Source organism: Bosea sp. ANAM02 (genome assembly GCF_011764485.1).
GTDB lineage: Bacteria > Pseudomonadota > Alphaproteobacteria > Rhizobiales > Beijerinckiaceae > Allobosea.
On sequence record NZ_AP022848.1, the window covers coordinates 2,737,133 to 2,755,731 of the forward strand.

General features: G+C 66.3%; 18 protein-coding genes. 11 read left to right on the plus strand and 7 right to left on the minus strand.

Features of this window, described 5'->3' with window-relative positions:
• Window positions 1–2: 2 nt before the first annotated feature.
• Window positions 3–662: a guanylate kinase gene (gene gmk / locus OCUBac02_RS13235; RefSeq protein ID WP_047573786.1), complete on the plus strand. Its 660-nt coding sequence runs from the start codon at window positions 3–5 to the stop codon at window positions 660–662.
• Here gmk and rsmA read toward each other — a convergent pair.
• The 5 genes from rsmA to lptF all read right to left on the minus strand — a co-directional run bounded on the left by rsmA (window position 653) and on the right by lptF (window position 7,476).
• Window positions 653–1,501: a 16S rRNA (adenine(1518)-N(6)/adenine(1519)-N(6))-dimethyltransferase RsmA gene (gene rsmA / locus OCUBac02_RS13240; protein ID WP_173046189.1), complete on the minus strand. Its 849-nt coding sequence runs from the start codon at window positions 1,499–1,501 to the stop codon at window positions 653–655. The genes gmk and rsmA overlap by 10 nt on opposite strands.
• Window positions 1,498–2,520 carry a 4-hydroxythreonine-4-phosphate dehydrogenase PdxA gene (pdxA, locus tag OCUBac02_RS13245; RefSeq protein ID WP_244638924.1) on the minus strand — a complete coding sequence of 341 codons (1,023 nt, stop codon included), beginning with the start codon at window positions 2,518–2,520 and terminating at the stop codon, window positions 1,498–1,500. Before pdxA ends, rsmA begins: the two co-directional genes overlap by 4 nt.
• Window positions 2,521–2,586: 66 nt before the next feature.
• Window positions 2,587–5,142 carry an LPS-assembly protein LptD gene (locus tag OCUBac02_RS13250; protein ID WP_244638926.1) on the minus strand — a complete coding sequence of 852 codons (2,556 nt, stop codon included), beginning with the start codon at window positions 5,140–5,142 and terminating at the stop codon, window positions 2,587–2,589.
• Between the two features lie 49 nt (window positions 5,143–5,191).
• Window positions 5,192–6,283, minus strand: coding sequence for an LPS export ABC transporter permease LptG (gene lptG / locus OCUBac02_RS13255; RefSeq protein ID WP_047573777.1), 1,092 nt, complete (start codon window positions 6,281–6,283; stop codon window positions 5,192–5,194).
• Entirely contained in the window at window positions 6,283–7,476 is a 1,194-nt protein-coding gene (gene lptF, locus OCUBac02_RS13260; protein WP_244638929.1) for an LPS export ABC transporter permease LptF, read from the minus strand. The genes lptG and lptF overlap by 1 nt, the downstream gene beginning before the upstream one ends.
• A gap of 155 nt (window positions 7,477–7,631) precedes the next feature.
• On the opposite strand from lptF, the gene OCUBac02_RS13265 reads away from it, so the two are divergent.
• From OCUBac02_RS13265 to OCUBac02_RS13275, 3 genes are read left to right on the plus strand one after another with little or no spacing between them, the layout of a single operon-like run.
• Window positions 7,632–9,131, plus strand: coding sequence for a leucyl aminopeptidase (locus OCUBac02_RS13265; RefSeq protein ID WP_173046193.1), 1,500 nt, complete (start codon window positions 7,632–7,634; stop codon window positions 9,129–9,131).
• 48 nt (window positions 9,132–9,179) lie between these two features.
• The gene (locus OCUBac02_RS13270) at window positions 9,180–9,632 is read left to right on the plus strand and encodes a DNA polymerase III subunit chi (RefSeq protein ID WP_173046195.1); all 453 of its coding nucleotides are present in this window, start codon (window positions 9,180–9,182) and stop codon (window positions 9,630–9,632) included.
• Window positions 9,629–10,039 (plus strand): hypothetical protein, encoded by a 411-nt coding sequence (locus tag OCUBac02_RS13275; protein WP_156134418.1) that lies wholly within the window; start codon window positions 9,629–9,631, stop codon window positions 10,037–10,039. The genes OCUBac02_RS13270 and OCUBac02_RS13275 overlap by 4 nt, the downstream gene beginning before the upstream one ends.
• 69 nt (window positions 10,040–10,108) lie before the next feature.
• Here the strand turns inward: OCUBac02_RS13275 and OCUBac02_RS13280 are convergent, their stop codons facing one another.
• Window positions 10,109–11,194 (minus strand): MlaD family protein, encoded by a 1,086-nt coding sequence (locus OCUBac02_RS13280; RefSeq protein ID WP_244639209.1) that lies wholly within the window; start codon window positions 11,192–11,194, stop codon window positions 10,109–10,111.
• A gap of 202 nt (window positions 11,195–11,396) precedes the next feature.
• Here OCUBac02_RS13280 and OCUBac02_RS13285 point away from each other — a divergent pair, with 202 nt between their 5' ends.
• Window positions 11,397–11,735: a YciI family protein gene (locus OCUBac02_RS13285; protein ID WP_173046199.1), complete on the plus strand. Its 339-nt coding sequence runs from the start codon at window positions 11,397–11,399 to the stop codon at window positions 11,733–11,735.
• A 64-nt stretch (window positions 11,736–11,799) separates the two neighbouring features.
• Complete coding sequence (locus OCUBac02_RS13290) at window positions 11,800–12,054, plus strand: hypothetical protein (protein ID WP_173046201.1); 255 nt, start codon at window positions 11,800–11,802, stop codon at window positions 12,052–12,054.
• A gap of 45 nt (window positions 12,055–12,099) precedes the next feature.
• Here the strand turns inward: OCUBac02_RS13290 and OCUBac02_RS13295 are convergent, their stop codons facing one another.
• Window positions 12,100–13,971 (minus strand): ABC-F family ATP-binding cassette domain-containing protein, encoded by a 1,872-nt coding sequence (locus tag OCUBac02_RS13295; RefSeq protein ID WP_173046203.1) that lies wholly within the window; start codon window positions 13,969–13,971, stop codon window positions 12,100–12,102.
• Between OCUBac02_RS13295 and OCUBac02_RS13300 the strand changes: the two genes are divergently transcribed.
• The 5 genes from OCUBac02_RS13300 (at window position 13,952) to OCUBac02_RS13320 (ending at window position 18,547) form a co-directional block, all read left to right on the plus strand.
• On the plus strand, window positions 13,952–14,251 hold the full coding sequence (locus OCUBac02_RS13300; protein ID WP_173046205.1) for a hypothetical protein: 300 nt from the start codon (window positions 13,952–13,954) through the stop codon (window positions 14,249–14,251). The genes OCUBac02_RS13295 and OCUBac02_RS13300 overlap by 20 nt on opposite strands.
• A 59-nt stretch (window positions 14,252–14,310) precedes the next feature.
• Complete coding sequence (gene coaD / locus OCUBac02_RS13305) at window positions 14,311–14,811, plus strand: pantetheine-phosphate adenylyltransferase (protein WP_173046207.1); 501 nt, start codon at window positions 14,311–14,313, stop codon at window positions 14,809–14,811.
• A gap of 268 nt (window positions 14,812–15,079) precedes the next feature.
• Window positions 15,080–16,411, plus strand: a complete 1,332-nt coding sequence (gene proS, locus OCUBac02_RS13310) for a proline--tRNA ligase (RefSeq protein ID WP_173046209.1) — start codon at window positions 15,080–15,082, stop codon at window positions 16,409–16,411.
• A gap of 157 nt (window positions 16,412–16,568) precedes the next feature.
• Complete coding sequence (locus OCUBac02_RS13315) at window positions 16,569–17,861, plus strand: lipoprotein-releasing ABC transporter permease subunit (protein WP_047576149.1); 1,293 nt, start codon at window positions 16,569–16,571, stop codon at window positions 17,859–17,861.
• On the plus strand, window positions 17,861–18,547 hold the full coding sequence (locus tag OCUBac02_RS13320) for an ABC transporter ATP-binding protein (protein ID WP_047576148.1): 687 nt from the start codon (window positions 17,861–17,863) through the stop codon (window positions 18,545–18,547). The genes OCUBac02_RS13315 and OCUBac02_RS13320 overlap by 1 nt, the downstream gene beginning before the upstream one ends.
• The last annotated feature ends 52 nt before the right edge of the window (window positions 18,548–18,599 follow it).

Below are 18,599 nucleotides of genomic sequence, written 5' to 3' on the forward strand. Positions count from 1 at the left end.
GGATGGCTGCCGAGACCCTTCGCCCGGCCCGCCGCGGCCTGATCATGATCATGTCGTCGCCGTCCGGCGCGGGCAAGTCGACGCTGACGCGGACGCTGTCGAAATCTCCCAACGAGACGAATCTCGACCTGTCGATCTCGGTGACGACGCGTCCGAAGCGCCCATCCGAGATTCCCGGCGTGCATTACCATTTCATCGATCGCGAGAGCTTCGACGAGATGCGGGAGCGGGACGAGCTGCTCGAATGGGCCGAGGTGCATGGCAACGGCTACGGCACGCCGCGCAAGCCCGTGGAGGCCTCGCTCAAGGCCGGCCGGGACGTGCTGTTCGATATCGACTGGCAAGGCACCCAGCAGATCATGGAGAAGGCCCGCGAGGACGTGGTCTCGATCTTCATCCTGCCGCCCTCGATGGCGGAGCTGCGCTCCCGCCTGGTGCGCCGGGCCGAGGACGCGCCGGATGTGATCGCGAAGCGGCTGGCCAATGCGCGCGACGAGATCGCGCGCTGGGCCGTCTACGACTATGTCATCGTCAATGACGATCTCGAGAACGCCTATGAGGCCGTGCGTTCCATCCTGGCGGCGGAGCGGCTGAAGCGCAGCCGCGCGGTCGGCATGGCCGATTTCGTCGATGCCCTGCTGGCAGAGCCTGTTCAGGCCTGAGCGGCAAGAGCATTCGCCAGGCTGACGAAGCCCGAGACCGGGATCTCCTCGGCCCGCGCCGTCTCAGCGAGGCCCGCCGCCGCGATGATCGGCGCCGGGTCGGGCAGCACAGCCTTCAGGCTCTGGCGCAGCATCTTGCGGCGTTGACCGAAGGCGGCGAGCGTCACCCGCTCCAGCAGGCGCCGGTCGCAGGGCTCCGGCTGCGCGCGCGGGACGAGCTGGACGATCGAGGAGGTGATCTTCGGCGGCGGCACGAAGGCGCTGCGCGGCACATCGAACAGGATCCTGGTTTCGCAGCGCCAGTTCGACAGTACGGCGAGCCGGCCGTAATCGGCGCGCTCCTCCGGCGTCGCGACGATGCGCTCGGCAACCTCGCGCTGGAACATCAGCGTCAGCGAATCCCACCAGGACGGCCAGGGTTCGAGGCTGAGCCAGCCGACCAGCAGCGGCGTGCCGATATTATAGGGCAGGTTGGCGACGATCCGTGCCCGTTGGCCGCCGAGATGCGGCGTGAGATCGACGGCGAGCGCATCCCCGTCGATCACCTCCAGGCGACCCGGATAATGCGCCGCGATCTCGGCCAGCGCCGGCAGGCAGCGCCGATCCCGCTCGATCGCGATGACGCGTCCGGCGCCGTTGGCCAGCAGTGCCCGCGTCAGCCCGCCGGGCCCGGGGCCGATCTCGACGACCGTCTGGCCATCCAGCGGCCCCGCAGAGCGGGCGATGCGGCTGGTCAGGTTGAGATCGAACAGGAAGTTCTGGCCGAGCGCCTTCTGCGCCATCAGCCCATGGCGCTCCACCACCTCGCGCAGCGGCGGCAGGTCGTCGATCTGGCTCATGAAACGGCGTCCGTGACGACGCCCGCGGCCATGCGGGCGGCAAGCTTCAGAGCGGCGCAGAGGCTGTCCGGCCGCGCGATGCCCCGGCCGGCGATGTCGAAGGCGGTGCCATGGTCCGGCGAGGTCCGGATAAAGGGCAGGCCGAGCGTGACATTGACGCCCTCGTCGAAGGCGATCGTCTTGATCGGGATGAGGGCCTGGTCGTGATACATCGCCAGCGCCGCGTCATAGCCGGCGCGGGCGCGCGCATGGAACATCGTGTCGGCGGGATAGGGGCCGCGCGCATCGATGCCCTCCGCCCGCAATCGGGCGATGGCGGGCGCGACGACGTCTGCGTCCTCATGGCCCATCGTGCCGCTCTCACCGGCATGGGGGTTGAGCCCGCTGAGCGCCAGCCGTGGCGCTGAGATGCCGAAACGGCTGCGCAGTTCCGCCGCGACGATGCGGCCGGTCTCGACGATCAGCTCCGTCGTCAGCAGGTCGGGCACGCGCCGCAGCGGCTGGTGGATCGTGACCGGCACGACCGCCAGCTCCTCGCACCAGAGCATCATGACCGGGCGCGGCTCGGCATCACCCCGCGCTGCCAGATGGGCCAGATACTCGGTATGGCCAGGGTGCTTGAACCCGGCTCCGTAAAGCACCGATTTGGCGATCGGGTTCGTCACCACGCCGGCGGCCTCGCCGGCCTGGACCGCCGCGACCGCGCGGTCGATCGAAGCGATCGTGCCGGCAGCGGTTGCCGGATCGGGCGCGCCCGGCTCGGCTCTGCCTGCCCCGGATGCGAGCGGGATCACCGGCAGCGCTTCGGCAAAGGTTTCGCCTGCCTCGCTCCAGCAGCAGCTACGCAGCGGCACGGTCCAGCCGAGCCGGCCGGCGACATCCGCGAGATGGTCGGGATCGGCGATGCAGGCGAAGGCGGGAAGGGTACGCTCGCGGCGCTCCAGCCAGGCTCGCAGCGTCAGTTCCGGTCCGATCCCGGCCGGATCGCCCTGTGTCAGTGCAAGCGGCTTTGCCGGCAAGGCGAGCTCCGCGACGTAAAGGGAAACCGGCCCGCTGGTCGGGGCCGGCGATGCGATAACGATGATCTAGTTGGACGAGCTGACGCCGTCGCTCGATGAACTCGCGCTGAGATTCTGCGAGTAGCTGATCTCGCCCAGCGTGCGCAGCTCGAGGCGGAACATGACCGTTCGCGTGTCCTTCGTCGATCCGGCCTGGCGGTCGGCATAGCTCTGCGAATAGCTGATGTCGAAGACCGTGCACTCGTCGGTGTAGTTGAGACCGAACGAGGTCGATGCCGTCTGGAACGGCCCCGTGTTCGGATAGATCGGCACGGCGGAAACAGCGGGGGCGGCCAGATAGGACGCATAGGCGTCCCGGTAGCGCTCGCGATCGTACTTGTATTTGTCGAGGTCGAACAGCACGCCAGCGCGCACGCGCCAGTTCTCGGCGATCTTGAGCGAGCCGTTGAGCGAGAGGCCTTCGCGGCGGCGCGAGATGCCGAGGTCCGGCTGAGGCTCGTAGCGGCCATACCCGACCGAGGCGGTGATGATGCTGTTGGAATAGGTCGCGGCGGCGTCGATTCGCTGGGCCTCGAAGGTCGTCGCGTTGAGGCGGGTTGCGCCGGTCAGGAAGAAGCCTTTGAACGGCGAGAGCTGGGCGCGGGCGACATAATCGGAGTTGCGGGTCTCGAGGCCCGAGTTCAGGCCGGTATTGAGCAGGTCGCCGCTGGCGAAGGAATTACGCCCACCGAGCTGGAAGGACTGGCCGATGAGCAGGTTGGCGAAGGCTTCCTTGCCGAAGCGGCCGGTATAGAGCGCGCCGACATTCGCGCGGGTGCCGCCCTCGACGCGGTCGAAGCCGGAGAACTTGCCGCTCCACTCGAACAGGTTGTTGGCATCGAAAACGAGGCTCTGCGCATCCTCGTTGGCGACGCGCAGGCTGTTGGTCTCGTTCGGGCGCGCGACGACCTGCGCGACCGGCTCGATGATGTGCGTGCCCCAGCCGGTCTTGGCGACGAAGGGATAGCGGTACATCAGGCCGATCGCCGGCATCACGCGGCCGAAAACTTCGTCGGAGGTGTCGGCGATGGTGGCGACGCGCGAGTTGATCAAGCCGGTCGTGTCCGGATTGATCGAGAACACGTCGGCCCGCACCGAGGCATAGGGTGTCCACATCTGCCCGAGCGGGTCGATGAAGTTGCGCCGCCAGGAGACCTGGGCGGTAGCGCGCGACACGTTGCCGGCAAGGCCGCGGACGAGACAGCGATTCTTGTCGTAGACGGCACAGCCGTCATAGAGCGAATAGCTCGGCGTCGTGAGCAGGTAGCTCTTCTGCTGCGGCAACTCCACGAAGGCGGCGGTGTCTCGCGTCAGGCTCGTGACATTGGCGGTGAATGACAGCTCGCCGCCGAGGAAGGACGGCTTGTGCACGCGCTTGTCGTAGTCCAGCACCGGCAGAACGACGGGCTGCTGCTTCTGCCAATCCTGATAGTTCAGCGGCTGGAAGTAGTAGCCGCGCAGATCGAACCAGGCACTCTCGCTCTGGCCGTTGAGATAGGCGGTCGAGATCGCTTCCTGCAGATAAGTGGTCGTGCTGAGGCTCTCGTTGCGGATGCGGTAGTTCTTGTAAAACCAGCGATCCGTCGACATCGAGGCGTTCCAGCCCACCGTCCAGCGCGGGTTGATGAAGAACTTGCCGTTCGTCTCCACCGAGCCGCGGAATTCCTTGTCGCGCGGGCCGAGCGGGCTCGACAGGAAGGCGTCCTTGTCCTGCTGGAAGATGCCCGCGGCCCGGATCGTGTAGGAGCCGTTCATCAGCCGGTGGCGCCATTCCGTCTGTCCCAGGAAGCCCTGGCGGCTGAAATAGGTCGGCGTCAGCGTCAGGTCGTAATTCGGCGCCAGATTGAGGAAATAGGGCAGGCCGACGCCGTAGCCGAGTGCCGACGTGTTGATGAAGCGCGGCGACAGGAAGCCGGACTTGCGCTTCACGGTCGAATCCGGCCCCGACATATACGGAATGTAGGCCATCGGGATGCCGGCGAACTCGACCCGCGCATCCTCGTAGTAGATCGTCTGCTCGGATTTCTTGTGGATGATCCGCGCGGCCCGGACCTGCCAGAGCGGCGGCCGCTCCGGATTGTCCTTGCAGGGCTCGCAGGCCGTGTAGATGCCCTTGTCGAAGACGAAAGTCTCGCCGTCCGTGCGTTCCGCGCGCGGCGCCGAGAAACGGGTCTTGTCCGGGTTCACGACGCGCAGCGAGTCGATGAAGCCGTCGCGGAAGTCGTCGGTCAGGTTGAACTTGTCGCCGGTGATGACCGTGCCGTTGGCTTCGGTGATCCGGGCATTGCCGATGGCGACGACACGCTTGTTGCCCTGGTCATAGATGACGCGGTCGGCCTCGATCGTCCGGCCCTGATACAGGATCTGGACGTCGCCGACGGCTGCCACGGTCTTCTTGTCGTTGTCGTAGACGAGTTCGCGCGCGTCCACGACCATACGGTCCTGCGGCTTGGCAGGAGCCGCAGTGGCAGGCTTGGGCTGTGCGCCGGCTGCCCGATTCTGGGCATGGGCCGGCGCGGCCAGCAGATAGGCCAGGCTGGAGGCGAGGGCCGTCGCCGCAGCAAACTGCGCTATCCGGTTCACTCCTGGACCCATCGCGTAAACTCGAAATTAACCATAGGCACAGTACGTTTCACCCATCTTCCTGATGGAGGAGTGCGAGTGCTCCCAGCATTGCCCCCAATGCTGCAGGCAACCACGCCGCGACGATCGGATTGACGATCCCCGACGATCCGAGTTCCTCCGACAAGTGCGTCGCCACATAGAGCACGAACCCGGCCGCGACGCCACCTATCACCAGTTTGGTCACGCCACCAAACCGGAAAAATCTTAAAGAAACGGATGCGGCCACCAGCACCATGGCGATCAGCAGCAGCGGACGCGCCATAAGCGATTGATAACGCAGCTCATAAGGCGTCGTGTCGAGCCCCGCGCGCTGTGTCCTGTCGATCACGGCCGGCATCGACCAGAAGCCCACCGCATCGGGCGGCGTGAAGCTCTGTCGCATCTGTTCCGGCTCCAGCGTCGTGGCGAGCACGTAGCTCTTGTAGCTCTGTGGCTCTTCCGTGGCGGAGGTGGAGCGGGCGTCGGAGAGTTCCCAGTGCCCCGGACGCAGCAGGGCCTGCCTTGCGTCGATTCGTTCCTTGAAGCTGCCATCGGGGTTGAAGATGAAGAAGGCGACCTGCAGCAGCCCGTCCTCGTCGGGCAGCGCGCCGGCGGCACGGATGATCGCCTGGCCGTCGACGCTGCGCTGCCTCAGCCAGATTTCCTGGGACAGGCCGGATTTGCCGCCGGAGCGGACGAACAGGCGCGTCTCCAATGCCGTGGCCTTGCGCTTCAGTTCGGCGGCGACGGGATTGTAGATCATGATCGAAACGAGCCCGATCACGCCGGCGACCGCGGCGGCCGGCTGCAGGAACTGCCAGGCCGAGACGCCGACGGAGCGGGCCACCACCAGCTCGAGCTTCCGGCTGAGCGTCAGCAGTGCGAACATCCCCCCGAACAGCGCGGCGAAGGGGAATATCTGCTCCGCCACCGCCGGCGCCCGGAACAGGGCGAGCTGGACGATGCGCGGCGTCGTCGCGATCGGAGAATCGCCGGCGCGTCGCATCAGCTCGACGAAGTCGAGCGTTCCGATCAGGAAGAAGAAGGTGCTGAAGACCCCGACGATGGCGCGGGTGAAGCGCTTCGTCAGATAGCGGCCGAAAGTGGTGAGCAACAGCATCAGGCGCGCCGGAAACGGGCCGCGAGACTGACCAGCGGCGCTGTGAGGGGGGCAAGCAGGCGTGCGAGCGCCGGCTGGATCCGGGCACCATAGAAGATGAAGCCCGTGGCCAGGAGAATGGCCATGATCGGCAGGATATAGAGCAGCGCTGCGGCGAAGGGCGAACGCACGCTCGCGGTCCAGGCGGCATAGGCGGCGATGCGGGTGGCGCCGACGATCATGATCGCCGACTGGATCGCGAGAGCCCGTCCCTGACGGGTGGTGCGCGCCTCGCCGATGGCGGCGAAGGCGATCAGCATGAAGGCGAAGGGATAGAGCGGCGACGACAGCCGGTTGTGCAGTTCGGCCCGGAAGCGCCCTTCCTGGATCTTGTAATAAGGCTCGTTCGTATCCTGCCGCAGCAGCTCCCAGGTCGAGCGTTCGCGCGGCTTGTAGATCACCTTGTCGCCGTCGCCCTCGCCGGGACCGCCGCTGGAATCGCCGGTCAGGGCCGACAGGTTCAGGGCATAGCGCTCGAAGGAGATGATCGAGGTCGTGCTGGTGTTCTTGGCCTCGCGCTGGATCGTGCCCTTTTCCAGCATCAGGAAGCTCTGGCCCTCGGCCTCGACCGTCCGGCCGCGTTCGGCGAGATAGATCGAGGGCTGCGATGGATCGCGGCGGTCCTGCATGAAGATGCCGATGAGGGCGTCGCCGGCCTTTTCGCGGTAATGGAAGGTCACGCCGGAATCGAGCGAGACGAACTGGCCCTCCTTGACCACGTTGGCGACGAAATCGGCGCGGATCAGCGTGATCAGGTCGCGCAGCGTGCGGAAGCTCGCCGGCATCACCGAGATCGTCATCCAGGCGACGATCAGCGAGGTCGCGATCGTCAGCACGATGAAGGGCCGGGTGATGCGCTGCGGCGCGACGCCGGCGGCGTTCATCACGATCAGCTCGGAATCGCCGTTGAGCCTGTTCAGCGTGTAGAGCGTCGACATGAACAGCGCGACGGGCGCGATGCCGGCGATCAGCGCCGGCAGCGAGAGCAGCGTCACGGTGAGGAAGATCAGGACGGTCTGACCCTTGCCGGTGATGAGATCGACCTCGCGCAGCGCCTGCGTGACCCAGATGACGCCGGTCAGGCCGAGCAGCAGCACGATCGCCGCCACCGCCGCGATCTTCAGAATGTAGCGATCGAGGCGGTTGAGAAGCACGCGTCGGTTCCGGAGCTGGAGAGACTTGAGCCCTCCGAGGTGGTTCGTCGGACACACCCTATGGTATAGGCGCGGCGAGGGCGCAAACGGGAATCGTTTGCCGTCTGCCGTCAAATGTCCTTCCCCTGTCATTTTCGCAAGATTGTGAGCGGATCATGTCGCAGCGCCTGAAGCTGGAGATCAAAGCCCTGGATGCCGTCGAGGGGCAGGACATGGTGATCCTCGTCTCGGACGGTCTCGTCGTGCCCGGCGCGGCGCAGGAATGGGTCGGCGCGGGTGCGCAGGCGCTGCTGACGCGGGCCGCCGCGGCCGAGCGCTTCAAGGGCAAGGCGCTGGCCGGCCTGACGCTGCCGTCGCCGGAAGGAGCCGCCTATGAGCGGTTGATCGCCGTCGGAATCGGGCCCGAGGACGAGCGCGCCAAGCTCGATTTCGTCAAGCTGGGCGGCGCCATCGCCGGCCGGCTCGGCGCCGGGCGCAGCGCCGAGATCGTCCTGGCGCTGCCCGAGGGGGCGATCGAACCGAAGCAGGCCGCCGATATCGCGCTTGGCCTCAGGCTGCGCGCCTATGCCTTCGATCGCTACAAGACCAAGAGCAAGGACAAGGACAAGGACGAGGCCGAGCCGCTGACCGTCACGCTGCGCACGACCGATCCGTCCGCGCTCAAGAAGGCCGTGAAGATCACCGACGCTATCGCCGCCGGAGTCATCCAGGCGCGCGACCTCGTCAACGAACCGCCGAACGTGCTCTTTCCCGAGGAATTCGCCGACCGCGCCGCCAAGCTCGAGAAGCTCGGCGTCGAGATCGAAATCCTCGACGAGAAGGCGCTGAAGAAGATCGGCATGCGGGCGCTGCTCGGCGTCGGCCAGGGTTCGCGCCGCGAAAGCCGCGTCGCCATCATGCGCTGGAACGGCGCGAGGAAGGACGAGCAGCCGGTCGCTTTCGTCGGCAAGGGCGTGACCTTCGACACCGGCGGCATCTCGCTGAAGCCCGGTGCCGGCATGGAGGACATGAAGGGCGACATGGCGGGCGCGGCCTGCGTGGTCGGCCTGATGCAGGCGCTCGCCGGCCGCAAGGCCAGGGTCAATGCCGTCGGCGTGATCGGCCTCGTCGAGAACATGCCCGACGGCAATGCCCAGCGCCCCGGCGACATCGTCACCTCGCTCTCGGGCCAGACCATCGAGATCATCAATACCGACGCCGAGGGCAGGCTCGTCCTGGCCGACGTGCTCTGGTACACGCAGGAGCGCTTCCAGCCGCGCTTCATGATCAACCTGGCGACGCTGACCGGCGCGATCCTCGTCGCGCTGGCGCAGGAGAATGCCGGCCTGTTCAGCAACAATGACGAGCTGTCCGAGCGCCTGACGGCGGCCGGAATCGCCACCGGCGAGACGGTCTGGCGCATGCCGCTCGGCAAGGGCTACGACAAGATGATCGATTCGAAATTCGCCGACATGAAGAACTCGGCCGGCCGCTACGGCGGCTCGATCACCGCGGCGCAGTTCCTGCAGCGCCATGTCAACGACACGCCCTGGGCGCATCTCGACATCGCCGGAACCGGAATGGCCGCCGCGAATTCGGAGATCAACCGCTCCTGGGGGCCGGGCTGGGGCGTGCGCCTGCTCGACCGGCTCGTCGCGGATCATTACGAAGGCTGATTCGCTTTCTGCGGAGATGCCGGCAACCCGTTAGGATATAAGGCTTCGATGGCCGAGATCCTGTTCTTCCATCTGCAGTCTCGCCCGCTGGAGCAGGTCCTGCCGACGATCCTCGACCGCGCCCTGTCGCGCGGCCAGAAGGTCGTCGTCGAGGTCGGCGGCCAGGAGCGCCTGAGCGTGCTCGACGATCACCTCTGGACCTATGCCGACGAGAGCTTCCTGCCGCATGTGACGGCGCTGGAGGCCGATGCGCCGGGTAATCCGGTCGTGCTGACGACGCAGGCGCATAATCCGAACGCCGCGCAGGTCCGGATCTGCGCCGACGGGGTCCGCATTCCCGACGCAATGCAGGATTACGAGCGCGTCGTCCTGATATTCGATGGCGACGATCCCGAGGCGCTTGCCGCCGCCCGCGAGGATTGGAAGAAGGCCAGGGCCTCGGGCCATGCAGCCAGCTACTGGCAGCAGGACGAGGCCGGCCGTTGGGAGAAGAAAGCGTGAGACTGCCTGTTCTGTTGCTCTGCACCGCGGCCCTTGCCGGCTGCTCGGTCGATATGGGCGGCTTCGCCTTCCAGTCCGAAACCAAAGGCGGCGTCACCACGACCCGGACCGCCTCGGCCAGCGCCGGCATCTCGACGCAGGAGCCGGTCCTGACCCCGGAAGGCGAATGCAGCGTCGGCGCCTCGCTCGATCCTTCGACCCGCCCGCTGCCGAAGGAGATCGCGCCGGGCATCACCGAATGCGAACTGGTCAAGCTGAAGGGGACGCGCCCGACCGACGTGCTCGTCGGCGAGAGCGGCAAGGGCCAGCGCGAGGTCCAGGTGCTTTACTCAGAGCCAGGCGGGCGCGAGATTTACATGTTCACCGACAACCGCTTGAGCCGGATCGTGAAGCCCGGGCAGGGGTGAGGTAGCGGCGAGCTCGTCTTGGCGACGGGAGATGTCCGCTCTTCATGCATGGTCCTTGGCGCGACAGTTCTATCGAGAACCGTCATATTGCCGGATACGGTTCTTGCTGCCGAAAAAGAGTTCCTGCGGGTTTCGATTCAGATCGCGCAGCGTACGCTCGAATCCGGAAAGGGAGCGGCTTCCGTTCGATGTGAGTGTTTCGACCGCTTGAAGTCCGCTTCCCGTGAACTGGATGATCTTTGCAGCCGCTGCTGCCGAGCTCCGATCCAGATTGTCCGCGAGCGCGCGCAGGGATTTCGCGGCCTCGGAAACCTCCTCGAACACGCTTCGCCCGTTTTCGTTCCCGGCGCCGGTCAGGAAGGCCTGCGCTCCTTTCAACACGCCATCGACCTGGTCAGCGGCCCTGCCGAGCTTTTCGCTCATCGAGGCAATGTTTCCGATTGTCTTGCCGACCTCCGGAGCGGCGGCGCCGAGTTGCCTGGCAGTCTGGTCGGTCTCGTCGATGACCGCCGCGACCCGGTTTTTATCGACGGACCGGAGCGTTTCCATGAAGCCGTCGCTGAAGGTCTTCAGCTTGTCCGGCAGCGGGGTGACGAATTCGGCCGCTGCGCTGACGTTCGTCATGAACTTGTCGACTTCGGACGAATTGGCGTCGAGCGCGGCCGACAGGTTCTCCACGTATTTGATCTTCTCGGTCAAGGAACCTGCGTTGGCCTGGATGGCTGCGTCGATACCGACGAGAGCCTCATCGATGCCTTTCGCGATGGATTCGACCTTTTCGAAGATATTTTCGGAGGATTCCGCGACAATCGTCGGGAGAGCCTGCCCTGGCCCGGCGACCAATGGGGCAGCGAAGGGACTGTCGCCGCGCAACTGTACGGCGACGATGCCGGCGAGACCCTGAGCCTCAAGGCGCGCGCTGGTATCGACACGTAGCGGAGCCGACTGGCTGATCTTCAGGATGGCGTAGATCTGGCCTGGATCAGTCGGCTCGATCTCGATTTCCTTGACCTCGCCGATGCGCAGGCCGTTGAAAAGCACGCTGGATCCCCGACCGAGGCCTGAGACCTTGCCATTGAAGACCACCTTGACGTCGATGGTGCCGCCTTGTCCCCGGCTGAACCAATATCCGAGGCCGAACACGGCAGCGAGCACTGCCAACGTAGCCAGTCCGATCAGCGCATGAGCTGCTCGCGATTGCATGAGCGGGGTCGTCTCTCTGTGCCCGGGCGAAACGGGTCTGCCGTTTCCGGTCGGCCATCTGAATCGGTAGCATAGCCCACTGTCGCGAAGGCCACGAGGTGATCGGGCGACCTATCCGCTTGTTTTCACTCGATCCGCAACGCATCATCGCGCCATGACGAAATATCTGATCTCCTTTCCCGCCGAGGCGATGGTGGCCACGGGCGAGCAACTGGTTGCCGCCGGCATCGATTCCCGCGCCGTGATCGAGGAGGCCAAGGCGGCCGGAATCTATGTCTTCGCCGGCGGGATCAACGAGCCCGTCGCCCCCGTGCTCGTCGCCGAAGATGGGTCGGTGTCCGGGGAGATCTATCCGGGCAGCCGCTTGACCGGCGGCTTTGCGGTGCTGGAGCTGCCGTCGCGCGAAGAGGCAGTGACATGGGCGGCGAAGCTCGCGCAGGCCTGCCGCTGCGCACAGGAGCTGCGCGAGTTCATGTATGATCCGGCCAGTTAGGACGATCGGTGCCGAATCCCGCCGGTGTGGCCGCCTGAACTGCTGCCATCGGAGATTACCGTCCTTGATCAGACCCGCCATCTTTGCGGCATCGGCCGTGGTTGCCTTTTGCACCGTCACCGCGGCACTAGCGTCCGGCTCGTGCCGCCCGACACGGGACGGCAAGGATCGCATGGACATGTCCGGCGGCTGCCCGAGCGGCTATGTCGTCCGCGGCGCCTGCTGCGAATCCGTCCGGCCGATCTCGCAGCCCACCGGCGCGCATACCTGCCCGCCCGGCACGATGCTGAGGCTCGGCGCCTGCGTTCCGCGCCGGTAAGCCGCGGCCGGTTGCAGCAGCGCTGTCTTCACGACGCCGGACGCCTCAGGCGCTCTCCAGTTCCTCGCCGAGCAGCAGCCATTCCTCTTCGGCCGCGGCCAGCGCTTCCGACAATTCCGCGCGCTGGCGCGAGAGCTGGAGCGCCTTGTCCGGCTCGCGCGCGAAAGCGCCATTGGCGAGCGCGGCATCGACCTTCTCGATCAGCCCGGTCAGCTTGGCGATGCGCGCCTCCGCGAGGTTGAGCTTCTGCCTGAGCGGCCCCTGCGCGGCGCGCTTCGTTGCCGCTTCCTTGCGCTCGTCGGCCTTGGGCTTCGCGGCGGCCTCCGGCGCCGGCTTCCCGCGCTTCTCGGCCTTGGCGGCGCCCAGCACATAGGTTCGGTAGTCGTCCATGTCGCCGTCGAAATTCTTCACCGTGCCGCCGCCGACGAGCCAGAGCCGGTCGGCGCAGGCCTCGATCAGAAAGCGATCGTGACTGACGAGGATGACGGCGCCGGGATAGTCGTTGATCGCGGTGACCAGCGCGGTGCGGCTGTCGATGTCGAGATGGTTGGTCGGCTCGTCGAGGATCAGCAGATGCGGCCCGTGGAAGGTCGCGAGGCCCAGCATCAGGCGCGCCTTCTCGCCGCCGGAGAGCAGCTTCACCCGCGTATCGGCCTTGGAGGCCGGAAAGCCGATCTGCGCGGCCTTGGAACGCACCTTCGCTTCCGGCGCATCGGGCATCAGGTCGCGCAGATGGCCGACCGGCGTGTCCTCGATCCGCAACTCGTCGAGCTGGTGCTGGGCGAAATAGGCCGTCTCCAGCTTGCTCGACTTCTTCATCGCGCCGGACATGGCATCGAGCCGCCCGCCGATCAGCTTGCAGAAGGTCGACTTGCCGTTGCCGTTCGAGCCGAGCAGCGCGATGCGGTCGTCCGGCGCGAGCGAGAGGTTCAGCCGCGACAGGACCTTGCGCTCGCCATAGCCGGCGCTCGCATCCTCCAGCACGATCATCGGCGGCGAGAGCGGCTTTTCCGGGCCGGGGAAGACGAAGGGCTGCACGTCGCGGTCGATGATCGTCGCTATCGTCTGCATCTTCTCCAGCCGCTTGACGCGCGACTGCGCCTGCCGGGCCTTGGTCGCCTTGGCCTTGAAGCGGTCGACGAAGGACTGGAGATGCTTGCGCTCGGCGTCCTGCTTCTCCTTGGCGCGGGCGAGCTGCATCTGCTTCTCGGCGCGTTGCTTCTCGAAGGAGGAATAGGTGCCGCGATAGAGCGTGAGCTTGCCCTGGTCGAGATGCATGATGTGGTCGACCGAGGTGTCCAGCAGTTCGCGATCGTGGCTGATGACGATCACGGTATGCGGATAGCGCTCCAGATAGTCGTAGAGCCAGAGCGTGCCTTCGAGGTCGAGATAGTTGGTCGGCTCGTCGAGCAGAAGCAGATCGGGCTCGGAGAACAGCACAGCAGCGAGCGCGACGCGCATGCGCCAGCCGCCCGAGAAATCGGAGCAGGGGCGCTGCTGCGCTTCCTCGTTGAAGCCCAGGCCGTGCAGCACCATCGCGGCGCGTGCCGGGGCGGAATGGGCGCCGATATCGGCGAGCCGCGTGCCGATCTCGGCGATGCGGTGCGGATCGGTCGCTGTTTCCGCTTCCGTCATCAGCGCCGTGCGCTCGGTATCGGCGGCGAGCACGACCTCGATCAGCGTCTCCGGGCCGCCCGGCGCCTCCTGCGCCACGCCGCCGATGCGCCGGCCCTTCGGCAGGCTGATATTGCCGCTCTCGGTGCCGAGATCGCCGGTGATGATCTTGAACAGCGTGGTCTTGCCGGTGCCGTTGCGGCCGACGAAGCCGACGCGCGCGCCGTCGGGGATGGCGGCGCCGGTATGGTCGAGCAGCAGGCGCTCGCCGAGGCGGTAGGTGATGTCGTTGATGGTCAGCATGGCGCGCCCGTTTAGGCGCGAGACGGCCGAAAAGGCAATCGAAAGCCGGAACAAGCTGATGATGTCACCGTTTCGTCAAAATCTCGCCTTGGGACGGCCGCCGCCGGCCATCACCCAAGGGAAACCGGATCAACCGCGATTCGCTGAGGTTATCTTCATGGATACCCGCCTGACCTTCGCCAGCTCCCGCCGCGCTTCCGCTGCGGCCTCCCTCATGGTTCTCGTCTCGATCATCATCGGCAGCGCCGCAGCGCTCGCCGCGCTCGTGCCGCTGAGCTGAAGGCCCCAACCCCCTGACGCAGCTTGTCCTTTTCGGGCCCAGCCGCTAACGCTGGCCCCATGGCACGCATCGCTTTCTACACCGGCTCCTTCGATCCCGTGACCAACGGCCATGCCGACGTCATCGCGGCGGCCGCCGGCCTCTGCGACAGGCTCGTCCTGGCGATCGGGGTGCATCCCGGCAAGACGCCGCTCCTGTCGGTCGAGCGGCGTGCCGATCTGTTGCGCCAGGTCGCCACACCCTTGCTGGCGGCGAAGGGCGCGGCGCTCGACGTCGTGACCTTCGACGATCTCGCGGTGGATGCGGCGCGCCGGGCAGGGGCCTCGATCATCATCCGCGGGCTGCGCGACGGCAGCGACCTCGACTACGAAATGCAGATGGCCGGGATGAACGGCACGATGGCGCCGGATGTGCAGACGGTCTTCCTGCCGGCTTCGCCGGGCGTGCGCTACATCACCGCGACGCTGGTGCGCCAGATCGCGGCGATGGGCGGGGATGTCTCGCCCTTCGTGCCGGCCCCGGTGCTCGCCGCACTGAAGGCCCGCTTCGCCGAGGGCTGAAGCGCAAAACAGGACGTCATTCCGGGCTTGACCCGGAATCTATCGTCGAGCGCAGCGTCCTTCGATGGATTCCGGATCGGCGCGGCTCCGCCGCTTGTCCGGAATGACGGGGTAAGCGGAAAAGGCACATAACTTCGCCATCTTCCGCCGCTTCCTGCTGATTTTGGTTTGCATTTTGCCGAGAGCGATGGTGTCTCTCAGCGAGGCCGACTCGCTCTCCGACCGCCCGGCGCGATTCCGCGCGCAGGGCCCTCCGACAGGTTTTCCGATGCGTCTTTCCCGCTATTTCCTGCCCCTTCTGCGCGACACGCCCAAGGAAGCGGAGATCGTCTCGCACCGGCTGATGCTGCGCGCCGGTATGATCCGCCAGCAATCGGCGGGCATCTATTCCTGGCTGCCGCTGGGCCTGCGCGTGCTGAACAAGATCAGCAACGTCGTCCGCGAGGAGCAGAATCGCTCGGGCGCCATCGAAATCCTGATGCCGACCATCCAGTCGGCCGATCTCTGGCGCGAGAGCGGGCGCTACGACGCCTATGGCAAGGAGATGCTGCGCATCAAGGACCGGCATGACCGCGACATGCTGTACGGGCCGACCAACGAGGAAATGGTCACCGAGATCGTCCGCTCCTACGTCAAGTCCTACAAGGACCTGCCGCTCAATCTCTACCACATCCAGTGGAAGTTCCGCGACGAGGTCCGCCCGCGCTTCGGCGTGATGCGCGGTCGCGAGTTCCTGATGAAGGACGCCTATTCCTTCGATCTCGACAAGGACGCGGCGCGACACGCCTATAACCGGATGTTCACGGCCTATCTGCGCACCTTCGCGCGGCTCGGCCTGAAGGCGATCCCGATGAAGGCCGATACCGGCCCGATCGGTGGCGATCTCAGCCACGAATTCATCGTGCTCGCCTCGACCGGCGAGAGCGAGGTCTTCTGCCACAGCGACTACCTGAATTTCGAGACGCCGGCCGCCGATACCGATTTCGACAGCGTCGCCGGCCTGCAGGGCGTCTTCGACAAGTGGACGAGCCTCTACGCCGCGACCGAGGAGATGCACGACAAGGCCGCCTTCGAGGCGGTTCCCGAAGACAAGCGCGTCTCGGCGCGCGGCATCGAGGTCGGCCATATCTTCTATTTCGGCACGAAATATTCCGAGCCGATGGGCGCGACGGTCGCCGGTCCCGACGGCCAGCCCGTGCTGCTGCATGGCGGTTCCTACGGCATCGGGCCGAGCCGCCTCGTCGCGGCACTGATCGAGGCCGGGCATGACGATGCCGGCATCGTCTGGCCCGAGGAGATCGCGCCCTTCGACATCGCAGTGATCAACCTCAAGGCCGGCGACGCGGCGACCGACGGTGCGGCCGAGCGCATCTACAAGGACCTGCTCGCCAAGGGCTACGACGCCGTGCTCGACGACACCGACGACCGGCCGGGCGCCAAATTCGCCACCGCCGACCTGATCGGTGTGCCCTGGCAGATCATCGTCGGCCCGAAGGGGCTGGCCGAGGGCAAGGTCGAGATCAAGCGCCGCGCCGGCGGCGAGCGCGAGCTCGTCTCGCTGGAAGCCGCGCTCGACCGCTTCAAGGGCAGGGCGGCGTGAGCGGCACCATGGCCCCGCTCAGCCCTCATCCTGAGGAGTCGCGAAGCGGCGTCTCTAAGGATGCTCCAGTTGTCTTCGGAGCCTCATGGACCATCCTTCGAGACGCGAGCTTGCGCTCGCTCCTCAGGATGACGGCTCACGGGGAAGGAGCTGCCGCATGAGCGCCGTCGCCGACAGCGCCGAAGTCCCGACCGGGACCAAGGCCTTCGCCGGTTTCGAATGGCTGCTCGCCGGGCGCTATCTGCGCACGCGCCGACGCGAGGGCTTCGTCTCGGTCATCGCCGGTTTCTCTTTCCTCGGCATCATGCTCGGCGTCGCGACACTGATCATCGTGATGTCGGTGATGAACGGCTTCCGGATCGAATTGCTCAGCAAGATCGTCGGCGTGAACGGCCATATCTTCGCGACGCCGATCGACCGCCCGCTCGACGATTACGACAGCGTCGCGGCCAGGCTCGCCAAGATCCCCGGCATCAAGCTCGCCATTCCGCTGGTCGAGGGGCAGGCGCTCGCCTCTTCGCAGACCGGCAACAATGGCGTGCTGGTGCGCGGCGTGCGCGAGAGCGACATCAAGGCGATTCCCTTCATCGGCGGCAACATCAAGTCCGGCACGCTCGACGGCTTCGACGGCGGCACGCCCGGCGTCGCCATCGGACGGCGCCTCGCGAATGCGCTGGGCATCCAGGCCGGGGACATGATGACCCTGGTCTCGCCGCAGGGCGCCTCGACGCCCTTCGGCACGGCCCCGCGCATCAAGGCCTATCCGGTCAAGGCGATCTTCGAGATCGGCATGACCGAGTTCGACGGCACCTTCGTCTACATGCCGCTCGCCGAGGCGCAGGCCTATTTCAACCGCGACGGCGACGTGAACGTCATCGAGATCTTCGTCGACAATCCAGACCGGACCCAGGCCGTCCGCGACGCGATCGAGGCCGATGCGCCGCGCCCGCTCGTGCTCTCCGACTGGCGCCAGCGCAATCGCTCGTTCTTCAACGCCTTGGAAGTCGAGCGGAACGTGATGTTCATCATCCTGACGCTGATCGTTCTGGTCGCGGCGCTGAACATCGTTTCCGGCCTGATCATGCTAGTGAAGGACAAGACCGCCGATATCGCGATCATGCGCACCATGGGCTGCACGCGCGGCACGGTGCTGCGCGTCTTCCTGATCACCGGGGCGGCGATCGGCGTCGTCGGCACGCTGGCCGGCCTCGCTCTCGGCGTCGTCTTCGCCAAGAACATCAAGTCGATCATGGCGGCGCTGAACTGGATTACCGGCGCCAATCTCTGGGACCCGACCGTGCGCTTCCTCAGCGACATCCCCTCCGTCACCGACTGGAGCGAGGTGACGAGCGTCGTGCTGATGGCGCTGACCCTGTCGCTGCTGGCGACGCTTTACCCGGCCTGGAAGGCGGCACGCCTCGATCCGGTCGAAGCGCTGAGGATGGGCTGATGGCACAGGAGATGCCCGCGCTCTTCCTCTCCCAGGTCGAGCGCTATTATCCGCAGAGCGATGCGCCGCTCGAGGTGCTACGCAAGGCCGATTTCGCGCTCTGGCCCGGCGAGGTCGTGGCGCTTGTCGCGCCGAGCGGCACCGGCAAGTCGACGCTGCTGCATGTCGCCGGCCTCCTGGAAAAGCCCGATGCCGGCGAGGTCTTCGTCGGCGGGCTTGCCACGACCAAGCTCGACGACAAGGGGCGCACGCGGCTGCGTCGCACCGAGATCGGCTTCGTCTACCAGTTCCACCATCTCCTGCCGGAGTTCACGGCGCTGGAGAATGTCGTGCTGCCGCAGCGCATCCGGGGGCTTTCCCGTGGGGTCGCGGAGGAACGCGCTTCGGAACTTCTGACCTTCCTCGGCCTGGGCGAGCGTCTCGATCATCTGCCAGGCGAATTATCCGGCGGCGAGCAGCAGCGCGTCGCCATCGGCCGTGCCGTCGCCAACGGGCCGCGCCTGCTGCTGGCCGACGAGCCGACGGGCAATCTCGATCCGCACACGTCCCAGCATGTCTTCGGCACGCTGATGGCGCTGGCGCGGGCCTCGGGGCTGGCGGCGTTGATCGCAACGCATAATCTCGAGCTCGCCCGCCAAATGGACCGGCAGGTCACGATCCGCGACGGGCTGGTCGTCAAGCTGTAGGCGGTGGGGCGGCTGCCAGGTCGGTCGTGATAAACGCCACTTTTGTCATTCC

Coding starts and splice junctions, on each gene's coding strand:
- gmk (WP_047573786.1), top strand. CDS start 3: ATGGCTGCCGAGACCCTTCGCCCGGCCCGCCGCGGCCTGATCATGATC.
- rsmA (WP_173046189.1), bottom strand. CDS start 1,501: ATGAGCCAGATCGACGACCTGCCGCCGCTGCGCGAGGTGGTGGAGCGC.
- lptG (WP_047573777.1), bottom strand. CDS start 6,283: ATGCTGTTGCTCACCACTTTCGGCCGCTATCTGACGAAGCGCTTCACC.
- OCUBac02_RS13265 (WP_173046193.1), top strand. CDS start 7,632: ATGTCGCAGCGCCTGAAGCTGGAGATCAAAGCCCTGGATGCCGTCGAG.
- OCUBac02_RS13270 (WP_173046195.1), top strand. CDS start 9,180: ATGGCCGAGATCCTGTTCTTCCATCTGCAGTCTCGCCCGCTGGAGCAG.
- OCUBac02_RS13285 (WP_173046199.1), top strand. CDS start 11,397: ATGACGAAATATCTGATCTCCTTTCCCGCCGAGGCGATGGTGGCCACG.
- OCUBac02_RS13300 (WP_173046205.1), top strand. CDS start 13,952: ATGTCGTTGATGGTCAGCATGGCGCGCCCGTTTAGGCGCGAGACGGCC.
- OCUBac02_RS13295 (WP_173046203.1), bottom strand. CDS start 13,971: ATGCTGACCATCAACGACATCACCTACCGCCTCGGCGAGCGCCTGCTG.
- coaD (WP_173046207.1), top strand. CDS start 14,311: ATGGCACGCATCGCTTTCTACACCGGCTCCTTCGATCCCGTGACCAAC.
- proS (WP_173046209.1), top strand. CDS start 15,080: ATGCGTCTTTCCCGCTATTTCCTGCCCCTTCTGCGCGACACGCCCAAG.
- OCUBac02_RS13315 (WP_047576149.1), top strand. CDS start 16,569: ATGAGCGCCGTCGCCGACAGCGCCGAAGTCCCGACCGGGACCAAGGCC.
- OCUBac02_RS13320 (WP_047576148.1), top strand. CDS start 17,861: ATGGCACAGGAGATGCCCGCGCTCTTCCTCTCCCAGGTCGAGCGCTAT.